Origin of the sequence: Colwellia sp. 5_MG-2023, from assembly GCF_030547795.1 — a bacterium.
GTDB lineage: Bacteria > Pseudomonadota > Gammaproteobacteria > Enterobacterales > Alteromonadaceae > Colwellia.
Window position 1 is genome coordinate 35505 of the sequence record NZ_JAUOPW010000006.1, and the last position, 18047, is coordinate 53551.

9 protein-coding genes are annotated in these 18047 nt (G+C 36.7%); 6 read left to right on the top strand and 3 right to left on the bottom strand.

The annotated features are described in order from the left end of the window. Window positions 1–113 precede the first annotated feature (113 nt). Together purL and Q4496_RS06640 are read left to right on the top strand one after the other, a co-directional pair. Entirely contained in the window at window positions 114–4079 is a 3966-nt protein-coding gene (purL, locus tag Q4496_RS06635; protein ID WP_303610143.1) for a phosphoribosylformylglycinamidine synthase, read from the top strand. A 153-nt stretch (window positions 4080–4232) separates the two neighbouring features. Continuing rightward, the gene (locus tag Q4496_RS06640; protein WP_303610121.1) at window positions 4233–5078 is read left to right on the top strand and encodes a TatD family hydrolase; all 846 of its coding nucleotides are present in this window, start codon (window positions 4233–4235) and stop codon (window positions 5076–5078) included. On the opposite strand, the gene Q4496_RS06645 is transcribed toward Q4496_RS06640, so the two are convergent. Beyond that, window positions 5075–5728, bottom strand: coding sequence for an AhpA/YtjB family protein (locus tag Q4496_RS06645; RefSeq protein WP_215971308.1), 654 nt, complete (start codon window positions 5726–5728; stop codon window positions 5075–5077). The genes Q4496_RS06640 and Q4496_RS06645 overlap by 4 nt on opposite strands. Window positions 5729–5775: 47 nt before the next feature. Here Q4496_RS06645 and serB point away from each other — a divergent pair, with 47 nt between their 5' ends. Then, the gene (serB, locus tag Q4496_RS06650; protein WP_303495258.1) at window positions 5776–6795 is read left to right on the top strand and encodes a phosphoserine phosphatase SerB; all 1020 of its coding nucleotides are present in this window, start codon (window positions 5776–5778) and stop codon (window positions 6793–6795) included. Window positions 6796–6865: 70 nt separating this feature from the next. Here the strand turns inward: serB and Q4496_RS06655 are convergent, their stop codons facing one another. After that, window positions 6866–9316, bottom strand: coding sequence for a PilZ domain-containing protein (locus Q4496_RS06655; RefSeq protein WP_303610122.1), 2451 nt, complete (start codon window positions 9314–9316; stop codon window positions 6866–6868). 207 nt (window positions 9317–9523) lie between these two features. On the opposite strand from Q4496_RS06655, the gene radA reads away from it, so the two are divergent. The 3 genes from radA to raiA all read left to right on the top strand — a co-directional run bounded on the left by radA (window position 9524) and on the right by raiA (window position 13875). Next, on the top strand, window positions 9524–10894 hold the full coding sequence (gene radA, locus Q4496_RS06660; RefSeq protein ID WP_303610123.1) for a DNA repair protein RadA: 1371 nt from the start codon (window positions 9524–9526) through the stop codon (window positions 10892–10894). A gap of 174 nt (window positions 10895–11068) precedes the next feature. Continuing rightward, a complete protein-coding gene (locus tag Q4496_RS06665) occupies window positions 11069–13252 on the top strand; it encodes a S9 family peptidase (protein WP_252727314.1) in 2184 nt (727 codons plus the stop codon). Between the two features lie 284 nt (window positions 13253–13536). Continuing rightward, the gene (raiA, locus tag Q4496_RS06670; protein ID WP_215971312.1) at window positions 13537–13875 is read left to right on the top strand and encodes a ribosome-associated translation inhibitor RaiA; all 339 of its coding nucleotides are present in this window, start codon (window positions 13537–13539) and stop codon (window positions 13873–13875) included. Window positions 13876–14334: 459 nt separating this feature from the next. Here the strand turns inward: raiA and metH are convergent, their stop codons facing one another. Beyond that, window positions 14335–18027 (bottom strand): methionine synthase, encoded by a 3693-nt coding sequence (gene metH, locus Q4496_RS06675; RefSeq protein WP_303610124.1) that lies wholly within the window; start codon window positions 18025–18027, stop codon window positions 14335–14337. Between the last annotated feature and the right edge of the window lie 20 nt (window positions 18028–18047).

The window sequence follows — 18047 nt, forward strand, 5'->3', positions numbered from 1 at the left end:
TTAAACTATAATACGCGCGAAATTTTCGCTTAGGCTAAGCTCGATAGTTAGTCTAATCAAAAAACCTATAAAAACTTGGTGATTACCCTATGACGATGCCTAAGACGACGTTAATTAAAAACCTTCGTGGCGCTCCTGCACTTTCGGAATTCAGAGTTAAAAAGTTATTAACTCAATGTGAAGAATTACAGCTACCGGTAAATGATATTTATGCTGAATTTGCTCATTTTGCTCAACTTAAAGAAGAATTAAGTTCAAACGATGAGAATGTATTACAGCAATTACTTACTTATGGTCCTACCATTGAAGAACATCAACCTAATGGTTTGTTTTTATTGGTGACTCCTCGTCCAGGCACTATCTCTCCTTGGTCATCTAAATCTACTGATATTGCACATAACTGTGGTCTTACTAACATCGTTCGTTTGGAGCGTGGTATTGCTTACTACGTATCAATAGAGGATGGTAAAACATTAACTTCAGCTCAAGAAGTACAATTAAATGCATTATTGCATGACCGCATGATGGAAAGTATTTTCAATGACTTTGAGCAAGCAAGCTTATTATTTGCTAGCAGCGAACCAGGCAAGCTTGCAGCCATTGATATTGAAAACGGTGGTAAGGCAGCTTTAGTTAACGCTAACGTTGAATTAGGCTTAGCACTTGCTGAAGATGAAGTTAATTATTTATTTGAAAACTTCACTAAATTAGGCCGCAACCCGCACGATATTGAACTATATATGTTTGCGCAAGCAAACTCAGAACATTGTCGCCATAAAATATTTAACGCTGATTGGACTATTGATGGCGTTAAGCAAGAGAAATCATTATTTAAAATGATTCGTAATACACACGAACTAAACAGCGATTACGTGCTTAGTGCTTATAGTGATAATGCTGCTGTAATGGTTGGTAATAAAGGTGGACGTTTCTTCCCTAATGCTGAAACAAATGTTTACGGTTATCACCAGGAAGATATTCAGGTATTGATGAAGGTTGAAACCCATAACCACCCTACTGCTATTTCACCTTATCCAGGTGCAGCAACAGGTAGTGGTGGTGAAATTCGTGATGAAGGGGCAACAGGTGTAGGCTCTAAACCTAAAGCAGGTTTAGTTGGTTTTTCTGTGTCTAATTTACGTATTCCTGAGTTTGTCCAACCTTGGGAAACCGATTTTGGCAAACCAAGCCGTATTGTTAATGCATTCGACATTATGATGGAAGGTCCATTGGGTGGCGCAGCATTTAACAATGAATTTGGTCGTCCTGCTATTTTAGGTTACTTCCGTACTTACGAAGAAGAAGTTAATTCATTCAACGGCGTTGAAGTACGTGGTTACCATAAGCCTATTATGCTTGCTGGTGGTTTAGGTAATATTCGTGATGAGCACGTACAAAAGCGTGAAATCGTTGTAGGTGCAAACTTGATCGCTTTAGGTGGTCCGGCAATGAACATTGGTTTAGGTGGCGGTGCAGCATCATCAATGGCTTCAGGTCAATCCGCTGAAAATCTAGATTTTGCCTCTGTTCAACGTGAAAACCCTGAAATGGAACGTCGTTGTCAGGAAGTAATCGATAAGTGTTGGCAACTTGGTGAAAACAATCCAATCGCCTTCATTCATGATGTTGGCGCAGGTGGTTTATCTAATGCCTTTCCTGAATTAGTATCTGATGGCGGACGTGGTGGTGTATTTGAACTGCGTAATGTGCCAAATGATGAACGCAGCATGGCACCACATGAAATTTGGTGTAACGAATCTCAAGAGCGTTACGTTATTGCTGTTTCAGATAAAAATTTAGCAACGTTTAAAAAAATATGTGAACGTGAACGTGCACCATATGCAGTTGTTGGTCGTGCTACAGAAGAAGAACACTTAACGGTTACTGATTCACATTTCGCTGATGATGAAAAACTAAATACACCAATTGATTTACCACTTGATGTTCTGTTAGGTAAAACACCTAAGATTATCAAAGATGTTAAGTCAGCAAAAGCCGTTGGAGATTGCCTAGATTTAAGTAAAGTTACATTAACTGATGCTGCAGATAGAATCTTAAGTCTTCCTACCGTTGCTGAAAAAACGTTTCTTATAACCATTGGTGATAGATCTGTAACCGGTATGGTTAATCGTGATCAAATGGTTGGTCCTTGGCAAGTTCCTGTTGCCGATTGTGGTGTTACCGCATCAGCGCTTGATTCTTACCACGGTGAAGCGATGTCGTTAGGCGAACGTACGCCGGTTGCCTTATTAAACTTTGGTGCTTCTGCTCGCTTAGCTGTAGCTGAATCACTAACCAATATTGCAGGTACTGATATCGCTGGCTCTGACGGTGATAGATTAAACCGTATCAAACTTTCTGCAAACTGGATGTCACCTGCCGGTCACCCTGGCGAAGATGCTGGTCTTTATGAAGCGGTTAAAGCCATTGGTGAGGAGTTATGCCCTGCGCTTGGCTTAACTATCCCTGTGGGCAAAGACTCAATGTCAATGAAGACTCAATGGGAAGATGATGGTGTACAAAAATCAGTAACATCTCCACTTTCACTTATTATTACAGCTTTTGGTGCTGTTGAAGATATACGTAAAACAGTCACTCCAGAGCTTCGCTCTGATAAAGGTGCAACACGTCTTATCGCTATTGACTTATCTCAAGGCAAAAAACGCTTGGGTGGTTCATGTTTAGCACAAGTTTACAAACAACTTGGTAGTGAAACACCAGATGTTGATAATCCAGAAATATTAAAAGGCTTCTTCAACGCGATGCAAACCTTAGTTCGCGCTGAAAAAGTCATTGCTTATCACGATATTTCAGATGGTGGCTTATTTACAACGATTAGTGAAATGGCATTTGCAGGCCATACAGGTGTTGATATTGATATCAGTAAGTTATCAAATGGTGCTAACGATGATTTAGCAACCTTATTCAATGAAGAGTTAGGTGGTGTAATTCAAGTACTTGACAGTGACATTGAAACAGTTAATTCTGTTTTAACTGAGCACGGTATTTTAGCTTGCAGTACTGTAGTAGGTACGCTTAATGACGAAGACATTATTCGCTTTAGCCGTGACGGTGAAGTAGTACTGGAGAATTCTCGTACTTATTACCGCACTACTTGGGCACAAACAACTTATAAAATGCAATCGCTGCGTGATAATCCTGAATGTGCTCAACAAGAACATGATGTTAAATTTGATACTGAAGATCCAGGCTTAAACACAAAGCTTACATTTGATATTAATGAAGATATTGTGGCCGATTTGATTGCTAAAGATGCTGCTAATTCTACTAATAGTGTGCTCACCAACCCACGCATTGCTATTTTACGTGAGCAAGGTGTTAACTCCCATGTAGAAATGGCGGCATCCTTTGATAGAGCCGGTTTTGTAGCTATTGATGTGCATATGTCAGACATATTATCTGGCAGAACTGATTTAGCCGATTTTAATGGTTTAGTTGCTTGCGGTGGTTTCTCATACGGTGACGTATTAGGTGCTGGTGAAGGTTGGGCAAAATCAATTCTATTTAATACCAATGCACGTGCTATGTTTAAGGCTTTCTTTGAACGTGAAGATACCTTTAGTTTAGGTGTGTGTAACGGTTGTCAGATGTTATCTAATTTAAAAGAAATCATCCCTGGCGCTGAGCACTGGCCTCATTTTGTGCAAAACAAATCTGAGCGCTTTGAAGCACGTTTCTCATTAGTTGAAATTCAAGAAAGTCCTTCTGTATTATTTAAAGGTATGGCAGGTTCTCGTATGCCAATCGCTGTTTCACACGGTGAAGGTCATGCTGAGTTTAAATCTGATGAAGCAATTGATGCTGCAAATAATTCAGGCACAGTATCAATGCGTTTTGTCAATAACTACGGTGATGTTACTGAAACTTACCCTGCTAACCCTAACGGCTCAGTAGACGGTATTACCTCATTAACAACGACTGATGGTCGTGTAACCATTATGATGCCTCATCCTGAACGTGTATTTAGAACGGTTGCTAATTCATGGCATCCTGATAGCTGGGGTGAAGATTCACCTTGGGTTCGCATGTTCCGCAATGCAAGAGCATTTATCGGCTAAGTAATAACGAGCCAGCAGTGCTAACCATGTTGTTAAAACAAAAGCGCTGCTGACTTACATACGATTTACTTAAAAAATTTCAACTAGAATAAATAATTAACGAGCAGTCACCAACCATTGTTCGTTAGTTTTTTATAAAATAAAGAGGCGATGATGCAGTTTACCGATAGTCATTGCCATCTTGATTTCTCTGCCTTTGACGCTAACCTCTCTCAACTTCTACAGCAATGTGACACAAATAACATTCACCGTATTATTGTTCCTGCTGTTAAGCCAAGCCACTGGCAAAGAGTCATATCGTTAACAGAAAAAATCACACCAATAAATATAACATGCAGCTTAGGCTTTCATCCTTGGTTTGTTATACAACAAGATATTAACTTGCCAAAAAATTATGATGTTGCTTCACAGGAGCTTAAACTCAAGCAAGCGATCATCGATAACCATAGCTCTCATCAGAATAAAATTGTTGCGATTGGAGAGTGCGGTATTGATATTTGCAAAGCAAAAACAAGTACAAGGAATGAAGATGAATATAATAAAAACATTCAATTACAAGAAGCGTTTTTTGAAATGCAATTAGGCATTGCAAAAGAAAATAATTTACCCGTTATTATTCATCACTGCCAATCACACCCACTAATACTAGCGTTACTAAAACAATATAAACTGGCAAACGCAGGGGTTATACATGCATTTTCAGGAAGTTATCAACAAGCTAAAGACTATGTGAATTTAGGGTTTAAGCTAGGTATTGGCGGTACTATCACCTACCCTAGAGCTAAAAAAACAATTGATGCAGTAAAGCGTCTACCTTTATCCAGCTTATTATTAGAAACTGATGCTCCGTCTATGCCCCCTTTTGGAACTCAAGGCAGCAATAACTCTCCACTAAATGTACTTGCAGTATTTCAGGCTTTATCAGTGATAAGAGACGAGCCAGCAACAATGATTGCTGCACAGATAGAGCATAATGTTGAAGAGTTATTCTTTAATTAGTAGGTTTTCGGTGCTCTATAGCCTTGTCTACTAAATCGATTTAAACCTCGTGTCAGGAGAAAACCGATAACGCCTGCGACAATAAGTAATAACCTGAACGATGTATGACTTTCATAGTTGTTATGCATTAACGCTGACGTTAAATAAGACTTTTCTATCGTCAGTCGTAAATAGCCCTGAAGCTCCGTATTTCTAATTTCTTTAATAACGGGAACATATAGTTTACTTTTATCAAGTGACGGCATCACTTCATCAATACCATAAAGATATTTAATCGTACTGCTAACTTCACCACTCGACTCGGACTTCAACAGTAACTGTCCAGTGTTATCATAAAAATGTACATGTTTAATATAATCAGCATCAGCAAGATTATTTACATAGGACTGTACTTGAGCATTACGTTCTATTTTGGAGATAGAATTACTATTATTCATTAAAATTACTGAAATGCCGGCAATAGCTTGCCCTAAAAGTTTATCGGCAACTTGTTCAAAATGCTGCTCAATAATTTGATTATTTTTTTCTGTATTATCCACTAAAAATACCAGCAGCAAGACTATAAGCAAAATAGCACTAACTAATTGCAGAATTTTATTATAAATTGACGATAGTTTAGGGTATAAAGGCTGTTCTAATTTATTCATCATAAAAATGCATGGTATCGAAATACATGCACCTATAATAGAGAGTTAACGTGTCTTTTTCTACTACTGTATCCTTTTCTACTGAAATATCATCATTATCGCTTGAAAATCACTTTGCACAGAGTGAAATTAAAAGTAAATTACCTCTTGATTTTACTTTAAATGATGAGCGCTTAGCATTAAATGAAGGTCATAATATTGACTCATCAAAACCTGAATTAGTGGTGTTTTCTGATTTAACATTACAAAATTTACTATTATTGCAAGGTAATGGCTATTTTACTATTGATAGCTTAATTGCAATAAACACCCGCAATAACCAGACAAGTTATCGTTTTAATGTGACTTGTACTGATTTCATTAAATCTCGCCAAGCCATTGCTGACTTTGCCTTAGCAAATAAAATAGAGGCGGCATTAATTCTAAATGCTCCAAAGCTTAATACACCAGGGTTATTAGTCATGGATATGGATTCAACCACCATTGAAATTGAATGTATTGATGAAATAGCGAAATTAGCAGGTGTTGGTGAAGAAGTATCTGCGGTAACAGAATTAGCTATGCAAGGTCAATTAGATTTCTCTCAAAGCTTACATCAACGTGTTGCAACATTAGCTAATGCACCTGAGAAAATTCTTGCCGATGTAGCAAAAAACATTCCATTAATGGCGGGATTAGAAACATTAATTAGCGAGCTTAAAAAACATAATTGGCGTATCGCAGTCGCATCTGGGGGCTTCACTTATTTTGCTGATCACCTTAAGGATATGTTAGCTCTTGATGCAACTTTTGCTAATGTATTAGAGATTGTTGACGGTAAACTCACCGGAAAAGTCTTAGGTAGTGTTGTCGATGCGCAAGTAAAGGCAGATTCATTAAATTTATTAGCAGATAAATATCAAATTCCTCATGCTCAAACCGTTGCTATGGGTGATGGCGCTAATGATCTTGTGATGATGGCTGCTGCTAACTTCGGCGTTGCATTTCACGCTAAACCCATTGTATTAGCACAAGCTGATAGTAGCATTAACCAACAAGGGTTAGATTGTTTATTACATTGGTTAGCCTAACTAGACGGCTCTATTATAAATAATAGAGCCGATAACTGCACTCTACAGTCATTAAAATTCGAGGTATTAACTATAATCGATGGCTGTACAAAACTTCATGCGTAATATCGATACATTGAATAGATGCAACAACACTCAAAATATCTTGCTCTATTTGTTTACTACGGTGTATAGCATAAGTACTAATATAGCTAAGCTCAGCGTTTAAATATTCTAAATTAGGTGTGTTAGTACGTGATATTTTTAATTGAAAACTGAAGAAACTGCCTTTTTGGGTTGCTTGCTTGATAAAGTTTTTCCTCAACGCTGACGTATTCAACTCTCGCTCAAACTTTATACTCACCCCTTTATCAATTTGATCAACATTATTAGCAATAGAAATATAAAGAACATCAGTAATAGGCTCAGCATTTATTACCAGCTTCTTCAGGCAAGAATCAAGAAAGTTATCCTTATATAGCTTGGTTAATATAGGATAGAAATTGTAATAGCCTTTTCTATCACTAAGTATACGTAATCGCTCTAAAAAATCATTATCCTGATTATTGGTAACCAGCACTTCTACTTTGTAACGGCTACCACTTGTTTGTACAATTAATGTAGGAACTTCAATGCATTGAGAATAGTGTGTACGCAGTGATTCAGCTAAACCCGGCAACAATGAACTTCCTTCATCAGTGGTTAGCTTCTCTTTATTTTTCTCAATTAATAATTTAAAAAATGTGCGACCTACATGCTGGTGTGATCTAATATAAACTTTGCAATTAAGCACTGTTTTTTTCTGATTAACTTTTATAACCTCATAAGGTAATTTTTTCAATTCATGGGATGAAGTTATCTTTTGTAGGCTTGGAAATGTCATGCTAATAACATCACCAGCACGAACCCCTACACCTTCACTTAGTACCAACTTAACACCTGAAACAGAGAAGTCGATAGAGTTCGCTTGCCATTCTTGTTTATTATTTTCCAATATAACCGGCGTTTTATAAATAAACCTAGGCTCTTGTCGCAAATTCTTATAGCTGATGCCTAACTGCTGAACAACCAATTTATTTTTTAAACGCTTATGTCCAAACTTTTTCAATTTATTTACATCTATTCCTTTATTTGAAAAACCTTGATACTCAACAATAGAGGTTTGATGCGTAATATCACTAGCAACAACACCAAAGGACAATGAATCAATACAATTAATCACTTCTTTTGAAGGGGGTGGGTTTATATATTGTTCATCTGGATCTTGGCTATTTGATAAAATAAAAGGAGAGTGTATCGTTGACTTATCAATAGTAAAGTAAGTTAATTTGGTCACTGAAAAAGAAGCTCTTTTAGCTGCAAAAGTAAAAAACTCAGGGAAAAAGTCATTTTCTTGAGATAATTGCTCTTCATCTACAGTATAAAAATAGTCTTTACCTTGGTGTTGATGAATAAAGCTGTAAACCAACAGCGACTTACCTTGCTTATATCTTTTTAACAAACGAGGCAAGCGCGCTTCATTAACGAGTGAATGTAAATTAGAGTGGTGCTCTTCATCTTGCCAGTATTGAAAGGTAGGTTGATTATTGTTTGTTGTTAATACATAACGAGGAATAATTTGATTGTCGTTTAGTTGAAAATATATAGGTAACTCATTAATTTTGGGTAAAACATATTGTTCAAAGCTTCTAGATTGTAATGCCGCAATAGTATTTTCTAAATTAATTTTATATCTACGTTTATTAACTTGAATATAATCAAGTAAAAAGGTTTTAAAGTCATCATTTTCAAAATCATCTATACGTTGGCAACCAACAAGTTGGGTATTTTCATCACTGTAAATATTTTTTATTTGATATTCTAAACTGTCTCCGCGAGAAAATTGAAAGTCACTTTCAATATCTTTGAAAACGATTGTAATTTTTTGGTCTATATAAAGAGGTAACTTACTATTCAATCGAAACTTTAATCCTGTCACGCTGATATCAATACTATTCACTGACTTTTTCTGATTATCGTCCAACGCTATTGCAAAAGGCACAACAAAATTCATTCGTTCTTCCATTCGATTATATCGTTGACTACAAGGAACGTACTTAACAGGGTATTGAAGTTTCTCGATTGTTTTTTTAGGAAGTTCTACCTGTGCTTCTTTTGATTTTAGCTGATCTATATGCTGTTGTTCTTTCTGATAAATAACACGGAAATTATTTTCTGTATTTTTTACTGCTTCATAAACGCCGAAAGTATAACCTTGATATTTATCTACATTTTCTTGAAATACATTAATAGCAATGTCATCTAAAAAGTGGCTTTGCCCACAATATTGAAATAACTTACAATCTCCGTTAACTAAACCACGTAAATCAATAGACCGAGTACAAGTGCTCGCTAAGCGTTTCAATTCCATTTTTAATAAGAATTTTTCCGTCTTAGTCATCTGTTTAGTCTGTTGAGTAAACTTGATATCAAAACTTGGCTTATTTACTTCACCGCGAAAGTTATGAATTATCTTTTGGTATTTTGAAAAGTCTTTGCTCATAGAATAATATTATGTTTACTCTTATTGTTTAATAAAGAATTTCTTGAATAAAGTATAATGCAAGCTCAAATAGCATTATAATTTGAACGACTTAAATTCAGCTATAGTATTTAATACATCATCTTGCAGCTCTCTGCAACAATACAGATATAGCAATAACTAAGCAATTTTTGTGCCTATAACTAATAAACAACAAAGAGGGAATGTATGGCTAAAGCTAAAGCCGCCTATGTCTGCACAGATTGTGGCTCTGAATATTCTCGATGGCTAGGTCAATGTAATGACTGTAAAGCTTGGAATACTATTTCAGAATTTAGACAAGCAAAACTACCTGCTCGTGGTGGAAACTTTGCTGGGTTTGCAGGTGCTGCGCACAATGAACAAGCAAAAGTCCAAACTCTTGACGATATTGATTTGACAGATCTACCTCGATTTTCATCTGGCTTTGCTGAATTTGATCGCGTTCTTGGTGGCGGTATTGTACCTGGAAGCGCTATTTTGATTGGTGGGGAACCGGGCGCAGGGAAAAGTACTTTATTACTACAAACTATGTGTACTTTAGCGTCTAATATGCCGGCTTTGTATATCACAGGTGAAGAGTCATTACAGCAAGTTGCAATGCGTGCTAAACGCTTAAGTTTACCTACAGATAAATTACAGATGCTTTCAGAAACAAGCGTTGAAAATATTTGTCAAATTGCCATAAAAGAGCAACCTAAGATTATTGTAATTGACTCTATTCAAGTAATGCACATGAGTGAAATACAATCTGCACCTGGTAGTGTTTCACAAGTCAGAGAAAGCGCCGCTTATTTGACACGTTTTGCTAAACAATACCATGTTGCTATATTATTAGTTGGCCATGTTACTAAAGACGGCTCTCTAGCTGGCCCTAAAGTACTAGAACATTGTATTGATTGCTCGATTATGCTGGAAGGTAGTACTGATTCTCGCTATAGAACACTTCGTGGTAATAAAAACCGTTTTGGTGCTGTTAATGAATTAGGTGTATTTGCCATGACCGGCGAAGGGTTAAAAGAAGTTAAAAACCCTTCTGCTATTTTTCTTAGTCGCACCGAAGAACAAACGGCCGGCAGTGTTGTGATGGTGTTATGGGAAGGAACTCGTCCTTTATTGGTAGAAATTCAAGCCTTGGTTGATCATTCTGCTTTAGGAAACCCACGCCGTGTTGCCGTTGGTGCAGATCAAAATAGATTATCAATGTTACTGGCTATTTTACACCGTCATGGTGGTCTTCAGCTTAACGATCAAGATGTGTTCGTCAATGTTGTTGGCGGTATAAAAGTGACAGAAACCAGTATCGATTTAGCGTTAATTCTTGCATTAGTTTCTAGCTTTAAAGATAACGCCCTACCACAAGACTTAGTCATTTTTGGTGAAGTAGGTTTATCTGGAGAAATACGGCCGGTACCAAGCGGTCAAGAACGCATAAATGAAGCAGCAAAACATGGCTTTAAACGAGCCATAGTTCCTTTTAATAATATGCCTAAACAAGCGATAAAAGGTATGGAAGTCATTGGTGTCAAAAAATTAAGCGAAGCATTAGAGGTGATATAAATGATAGTAAATCACCTTTTCTTATAACATTTACAAATATAAATTGGTTTATACATGAACAAAAAATTAGTCAGCTCTTTCTTTACTTCTTGTACTCTGCTTACATCAGTACTTATTTTTTCAAATACAGTACATTCAACAGAACAAGACACTACTCAAGTAGATAAAACAACAATGCCATTAACTATTGAACGTATTTATAGCTCTCCAGATTTAAATGGACAAACACCTAAGTCGTTAAAGTTTTCCCCAGACGGCTCACGAGTGACCTATTTACAAGGGAAAAGTGACGATTTAAATCGTTATGATTTATGGGAATACAATCTTAAAAGCAAAAAAAATAACTTACTTGTCGACTCTCAGGTGTTATTTACTGGTCCGGAAATATTATCTGATGAAGAAAAAGCCCGTCGTGAACGTCAACGGGTTTATGGCTTTGGTATTATAGAATATACCTTTTCAAATGATGGTAATGCGCTATTATTTCCACTTAATGGTGATATTTACTACTACCATTTAGCAAGCAAAACAGCGAAACGCCTAACCCAAACAGACGCATTTGAAACAGATGTAAAATTCTCTCCAAAAGGTAACTACGCATCCTTCATTCGTGATCAAAACGTATTCATACTAAACATTAATACCGGTAAAGAAACACAATTAACCAAAGATGGTAAAGGTACAATAAAAAATGGCATGAGTGAGTTTGTTGCTCAAGAAGAAATGGATCGAATGACTGGTTATTGGTGGTCTCCAGATGAAAAGCACATTGCTTTTTTACGTGTAGATGAAACACCAGTACAAACGGTAATACGCAATGAAATATACGCAGAAGAAATCAAGTTAATTGAACAACGCTACCCTGCCACTGGCACCAATAATGTCACAATACAATTAGCGGTAACCGATATAAAAGGGAAAAAAATTCGTTTTGTTAAATTAGATGAAGCCGAGGGTGGTACATCGAAAGGAAATAAAAATGATATTTATATTCCACGTGTAAAATGGCTACCTGACAGCAAAGTTTTATCTTATCAATGGCAGAGTCGTGATCAAAAAACCTTAAAGTTAAAAACCTATAACCTAAAAACACGTGATCAAAAAACATTAATTACAGAACATTCAGATCATTGGATAAACCTACATAATGACCTTAAATTTTTAAATGATAATAAATCGTTTATTTGGGCTTCAGAACGAGATGGTTTTAAGCATTTATATCACTTTACTAATGAAGGAGAGTTAATAAATCAACTAACTAAAGGAAACTGGGTAGTAGATGAAATTAACCAAATTGATGAAACTAATGGGCTGATTTATTTTACTGGTCGTGCAGACACTCCACTTGAACGTCACTTATACAGCGTACCATTACATGGGAACTCTCCTGAGCATGTCGCGCGCTTAAGTCAACGTAATGGTTTCCATAACATCAGTTTTAGTAAAGATAACGCAAGTTATATCGATAGTTTCTCTAACATATATACACCTACCCAAGTGAGTTTACATGACGCTAATGGCAAGCACATAACTTGGCTAGCGGAAAACAAAATAGATGCTACGCATCCTAGTAACCCATATTATGATGATTTAATTCAACCTAATTTTGGCACACTCACTAGCGACGATGGTACAGCAACACTCTATTATAAATTATATACCCCTAATGATATGGCTCCAGGTAAAAAATATCCTGTTATTGTTAATGTTTACGGTGGTCCTCACGTGCAGAAAGTTAAAAACGCATGGGAAGGAGCAGACTTTACTCAATACATGTTACAACAAGGCTATATTGTCTTCCAACTAGATAATAGAGGCTCTAATTTTCGAGGTACTGCTTTTGAATTTCCTATTTATGAAAAATTGGGGCAAGTAGAAATAGAAGATCAAATAACAGGTGTTAAATACTTACATGAATTACCTTTTGTCGATAAAGAGCGCATTGGTATTTATGGCCATTCATATGGTGGGTATATGGCATTAATGGCTCTTTTCAAAGCCGGTGATTACTTCAAAGCCGGTGTTAGTGGCGCGCCAGTAACTGACTGGTTATTATATGACACTCACTACACTGAACGTTATTTAAACCATCCAAGTGTTAATAACGAGGGTTATGATAAATCGAGTGTTTTCCCTTACGCTCCTGAATTAAAAAATCCATTATTGATTTATCATGGGATGGCTGATGATAATGTGTTGTTTACCAATACCACAAAATTGATTAAGACATTACAAGACGAAAATAAACAATTTGAACTAATGACATACCCTGGTAGCAAACACAGCATGAAAGGTAAAAAAGTAAAAGTTCATTTGAATAATACTATTATGAATTTCTTTGATAGGCACTTTAAATAGCTTCTATTTAAAATTACGTAACATTATTTTCATTTTATAAAACGGCAAGTACTTAAGTTACTTGCCGTTTTTTTTACTCTCTATTTTTTGCGTTTTCAACGCATAATACCAAGCATTTTTCATGCCTTAAATGTAATCAAAAGTGTGATAAAAAATGTATAATTTTTAGTTACATTTAATTGCATTTATCTACCATATTACTATTGCATTTTTATGACGAGAGGAGGATTATGAAGATGTAAAGAATGATTAGTTTACGATTAAGATGACCAAGAGGTAAGATTATGAATATTAAAATTTCTGGACACCATGTTGAAATTACAGAAGGTATTAAGCAATCTATCGAGAATAAATTCGCGAAAATCTCTAAGCATTATCCGTCAATCATGACATTAGAATCAACCATTACTGTTGAGCCGCATCAACAAAAACTTGAAGTAACCACTTTGTATGAAGGTGAGCAAGTTACCGTAAATGCATCAGATAAACAGTTGTATGCGGCAATTGCTAAAGTAGCGAAGAAACTCGAAGTTTCACTGGCTCGTCGCAAAGGTGTATTATCGGCCAAATTCAATAAAAAGTTTGTTGTACCACAAACAGACCTATATCAGGCATCAACCTAAAATATTTTAAAATTAACCTTATAACGTTAATAAGTACTACGAGTAAATAATTAGTTTTAAACTCAAATATTTATTTAATGTACAAGTTAGTTAAACTATTCCTATTATTTTAATTAATTATTAACAAGTAAACCTACATAAAAAGCTGTACTCTGATCAACAGAGTACAGCTTTCTTGTTTTGACTGATTAAAAATATTTTAAATCACATTCAGGTTAACTAATACCAGTTTAATTAATTAAGTGAACAAGTTTATACGTAGAAAAAATTGCCAAATACAAGGCATTTATTTCAATAACTAGTTGTTCTAATTATTAAATAAATAACGATGTAGTTGGTGATTTTAGCAAGTAGAAATGATCACATAGTTAGTGAGATTGGTATAAAGCACATATACTTCACAAGAGTGCAACAAAGTTTAACATTCAAGATTAATAGCATGCTCGTTTATTTAACTTATTACTCTGGCTCGTAGTCTAAATTGGCTGATAGCCAACGTTCAGCTTGTGGCATGGTCATTTCTTTGCGCGAGGCATAGTTTTCAACTTGGTCTTTAGCTACTTTAGCTACAGCAAAGTATTTGGCATCTGGATGAGCAAAATAGAAACCACTTACCGCTGCACCTGGCCACATGGCAAAGCTTGAGGTTAGTTCCATGCCAATGTTATTTTCAACATCAAGTAGTTCCCATAACAAGCCTTTTTCAGTATGTTCAGGACATGCAGGGTAACCTGGCGCTGGGCGAATACCTTGATATTTTTCACGAATTAGATCGTCATTTTCCAAATTTTCGTCTGGCGCATAACCCCAATATTCTTTACGTACTTGCTCATGTAAATATTCGGCAGTTGCTTCTGCTAACCTATCGGCTACCGCTTTAATGAGTATGCTGTTGTAGTCATCATTTTCTGCGTCAAATGCTTTCACCAATTCGTCACAGCCAAAACCAGATGAAACAGCAAAACCGCCTATGTAATCATTAATGCCAGACTCTTTAGTGGCAATATAGTCAGATAAACAACGGTTAAACTGTCCTGCTGGTTTTTTACTTTGTTGACGTAATTGATGAAACTTAGTAATTGGCGTTTCACGTGCTTCATCAGCAAATAACACAACATCATCTTTTTCACGATAAGCCGGGAATAAACCAAATACCGCTTTTGCCGTTAACTTTTTATTGTTAATAACGTCATCAAGTAATGCATTAGCATCATTAAATAATTTAGTAGCTTCATGACCGACAACTTCATGTTTTAAAATAAGTGGGTATTTACCTGATAACTGCCAAGTCATAAAAAATGGCGTCCAATCAATGTAGTTACGCACAATATTTAAATCAATATTATCAAGTACAGTAACACCTAAGTTCTTCGGTTTAGTCGGCGTGTAATTTTCAAATGAGATTGGCGCTGCATTAGCACGAGCATCTTCAAGGGAAATTAAACTTGAGCGTGGACCCTTTTTATAATGACGTTCACGAACTTTCACATACTCTTCTTTTTGACGCTGCATAAAGGCAGGTCGTAGCTCATCAGAAAGTAACGCACTTACTACCGATACTGAACGTGAAGCATTAGGAACATACACTACAGGGTGTTCATATTGTGGCTCAATTTTAACAGCTGTATGAGCTTTCGACGTTGTTGCACCACCAATCAGTAATGGTAACTCAAAGTCTTGACGTTTCATTTCTTTAGCTACATGCACCATTTCATCAAGAGACGGTGTGATCAAGCCTGATAAACCAATAATGTCGACTTTTTCTTCTTTGGCTACACGTAAAATATCTTCACAAGAAACCATCACGCCTAAGTCAATAATGTCATAGTTATTACACTGAAGCACAACACCAACAATGTTTTTACCGATGTCATGTACATCGCCTTTAACGGTAGCTAATAATACTTTACCGTTTGACTTAACCTCGGTTTTTTCTGCTTCAATAAAGGGATTCAAATGCGCAACCGCTTGTTTCATTACACGAGCAGACTTAACCACTTGTGGTAAGAACATTTCGCCGGCACCAAATAAATCGCCTACCACATTCATGCCGTCCATTAACGGACCTTCAATCACATCGATAGGTCGTTCGGCAGCTAATCGTGCCTCTTCAGTATCTTCAATGATAAATTCATTAATGCCTTTTACTAGCGAATGCTCAATACGTTTTACTACAGGCAATTCACGCCATGACAAATCGGCTTTATTGTTTTGGCTGCCCGCTTGACCACGATAGTTTTCAGCAACATCAAGTAAACGCTCAGTGGCACCATCATCACTATTGCTGATAACGTCTTCTACCGCGTCTTTTAAATCTTTGGGTAGGTCAGAATAAATGGCGAGTTGGCCTGCATTTACAATCCCCATATCCATACCGTTTTTAATGGCGTAATAAAGAAATACTGCATGAATAGCTTCGCGAACAGGGTTATTACCACGGAATGAAAACGATACATTTGATACACCACCTGAAATCATAGCATAAGGTAAATTATCTTTAATATCTTTAACCGCTTCAATGAAATCAACCGCGTAGTTGTTATGCTCATCAATTCCGGTAGCTACCGCAAAAATATTAGGATCAAAAATAATATCTTCAGCGGGGAAACCAATTTCATCAACCAAAATATGATAAGCTCGATGACAAATTTCGTATTTACGTGCGCGCGTGTCGGCTTGACCTTCTTCATCAAACGCCATAACAATAACAGCAGCACCGTAACGTCTTAATAATTCAGCTTGCTCGCGGAAGTTATCTTCCCCTTCTTTTAAGCTGATAGAGTTAACTATGCCTTTGCCTTGTATACACTTTAAGCCTTCTTCTAAAATATCCCATTTAGATGAATCAAGCATGATTGGTACTTTGGCAATATCAGGCTCACCGGCAATGAGGTTTAAGTAACGTACCATCGCAGCTTTTGAGTCCAACATGCCTTCATCCATGTTGATATCAATAATTTGCGCGCCGTTTTCTACTTGTTGTAGTGCTACAGCAATGGCTTCATCGTATTTTTCTTCGGTGATTAAACGTTTAAACACGGCAGAGCCAGTAACGTTAGCTCTTTCGCCCACGTTAACAAATAACGAATCTTTTTCGATGGTTAACGCTTCTAAACCAGATAAGCGACAAGCAATTTTACGTGCCTCTATTTTACGCGGTGCAATATTCGCAACCGCTTCAGCCATACCTTTAATATGGGCAGGTGTTGTACCACAACAACCACCAATAATATTTAAGAAACCCGCTTCAGCCCATTCAGCAACATGGGTATTCATGTCTTCAACGCTAAAGTCGTATTCACCAAAAGCATTAGGTAAACCTGCATTCGGATGTGCAGAAACCGCGAAATCAGAGATTCGGCTTAGTTCAGCAACATATTGACGTAATTCAACAGGTCCTAAAGCACAATTTAAACCAAATGAAATCGGCTTAGCGTGACGTAAAGAGTTATAAAACGCTTCGGTCGTTTGACCGGATAATGTACGACCAGAGGCATCGGTGATTGTGCCTGAAATCATTACCGGTAAACGCACACCTAACTCTTCAAAAACTACTTCAACAGCAAAAATGGCGGCTTTAGCGTTTAAGGTATCGAAAATGGTTTCGATAAGAATAATGTCACTGCCACCTTCAATTAAGGCTTTAGTTGATTCTATGTATGCTTCTTTTAATTCATCAAAAGTAACGTTACGAAATGCAGGATCATTCACATCCGGTGAAATTGAACAGGTACGGTTTGTTGGACCTAAAACACCGGCAACAAAACGAGGACGTCCAGGGTTTTTTTTGGTGTATTCATCTGCTGCTGCACGGGCAATTTTAGCCGCTGCAAAGTTAATTTCAGCGCTGTACTCTTCCATATCATAATCGGCCATAGCAATCGTAGTGGCGTTAAATGTATTGGTTTCAAGAATATCTGCACCGGCTTCAAGGTATTCAAGGTGAATCGCTTTTATGATATCAGGCTGAGTAAGCACTAACATATCATTATTGCCTTTAACATCCGTATGCCAATCAGCAAATCGCTCTGCTCTAAAATCTTGTTCTTCAAACTTATAGGCTTGGATCATTGTTCCCATAGCACCATCAAGAATTAGAATATTTTTAGCCAATTGCTGTTCGAATAAAGCGAATGAAGGATGTTTTTTCATGGTGTATCGGTTTCCTATGG

Bases quoted from the DNA above. Each gene is read 5' to 3' on its own strand.
- Q4496_RS06640 (WP_303610121.1), top strand. From the start codon at position 4,233: ATGCAGTTTACCGATAGTCATTGCCATCTTGATTTCTCTGCCTTTGAC.
- Q4496_RS06645 (WP_215971308.1), bottom strand. From the start codon at position 5,728: ATGATGAATAAATTAGAACAGCCTTTATACCCTAAACTATCGTCAATT.
- Q4496_RS06655 (WP_303610122.1), bottom strand. From the start codon at position 9,316: ATGAGCAAAGACTTTTCAAAATACCAAAAGATAATTCATAACTTTCGC.
- radA (WP_303610123.1), top strand. From the start codon at position 9,524: ATGGCTAAAGCTAAAGCCGCCTATGTCTGCACAGATTGTGGCTCTGAA.
- Q4496_RS06665 (WP_252727314.1), top strand. From the start codon at position 11,069: ATGCCATTAACTATTGAACGTATTTATAGCTCTCCAGATTTAAATGGA.
- raiA (WP_215971312.1), top strand. From the start codon at position 13,537: ATGAATATTAAAATTTCTGGACACCATGTTGAAATTACAGAAGGTATT.
- metH (WP_303610124.1), bottom strand. From the start codon at position 18,027: ATGAAAAAACATCCTTCATTCGCTTTATTCGAACAGCAATTGGCTAAA.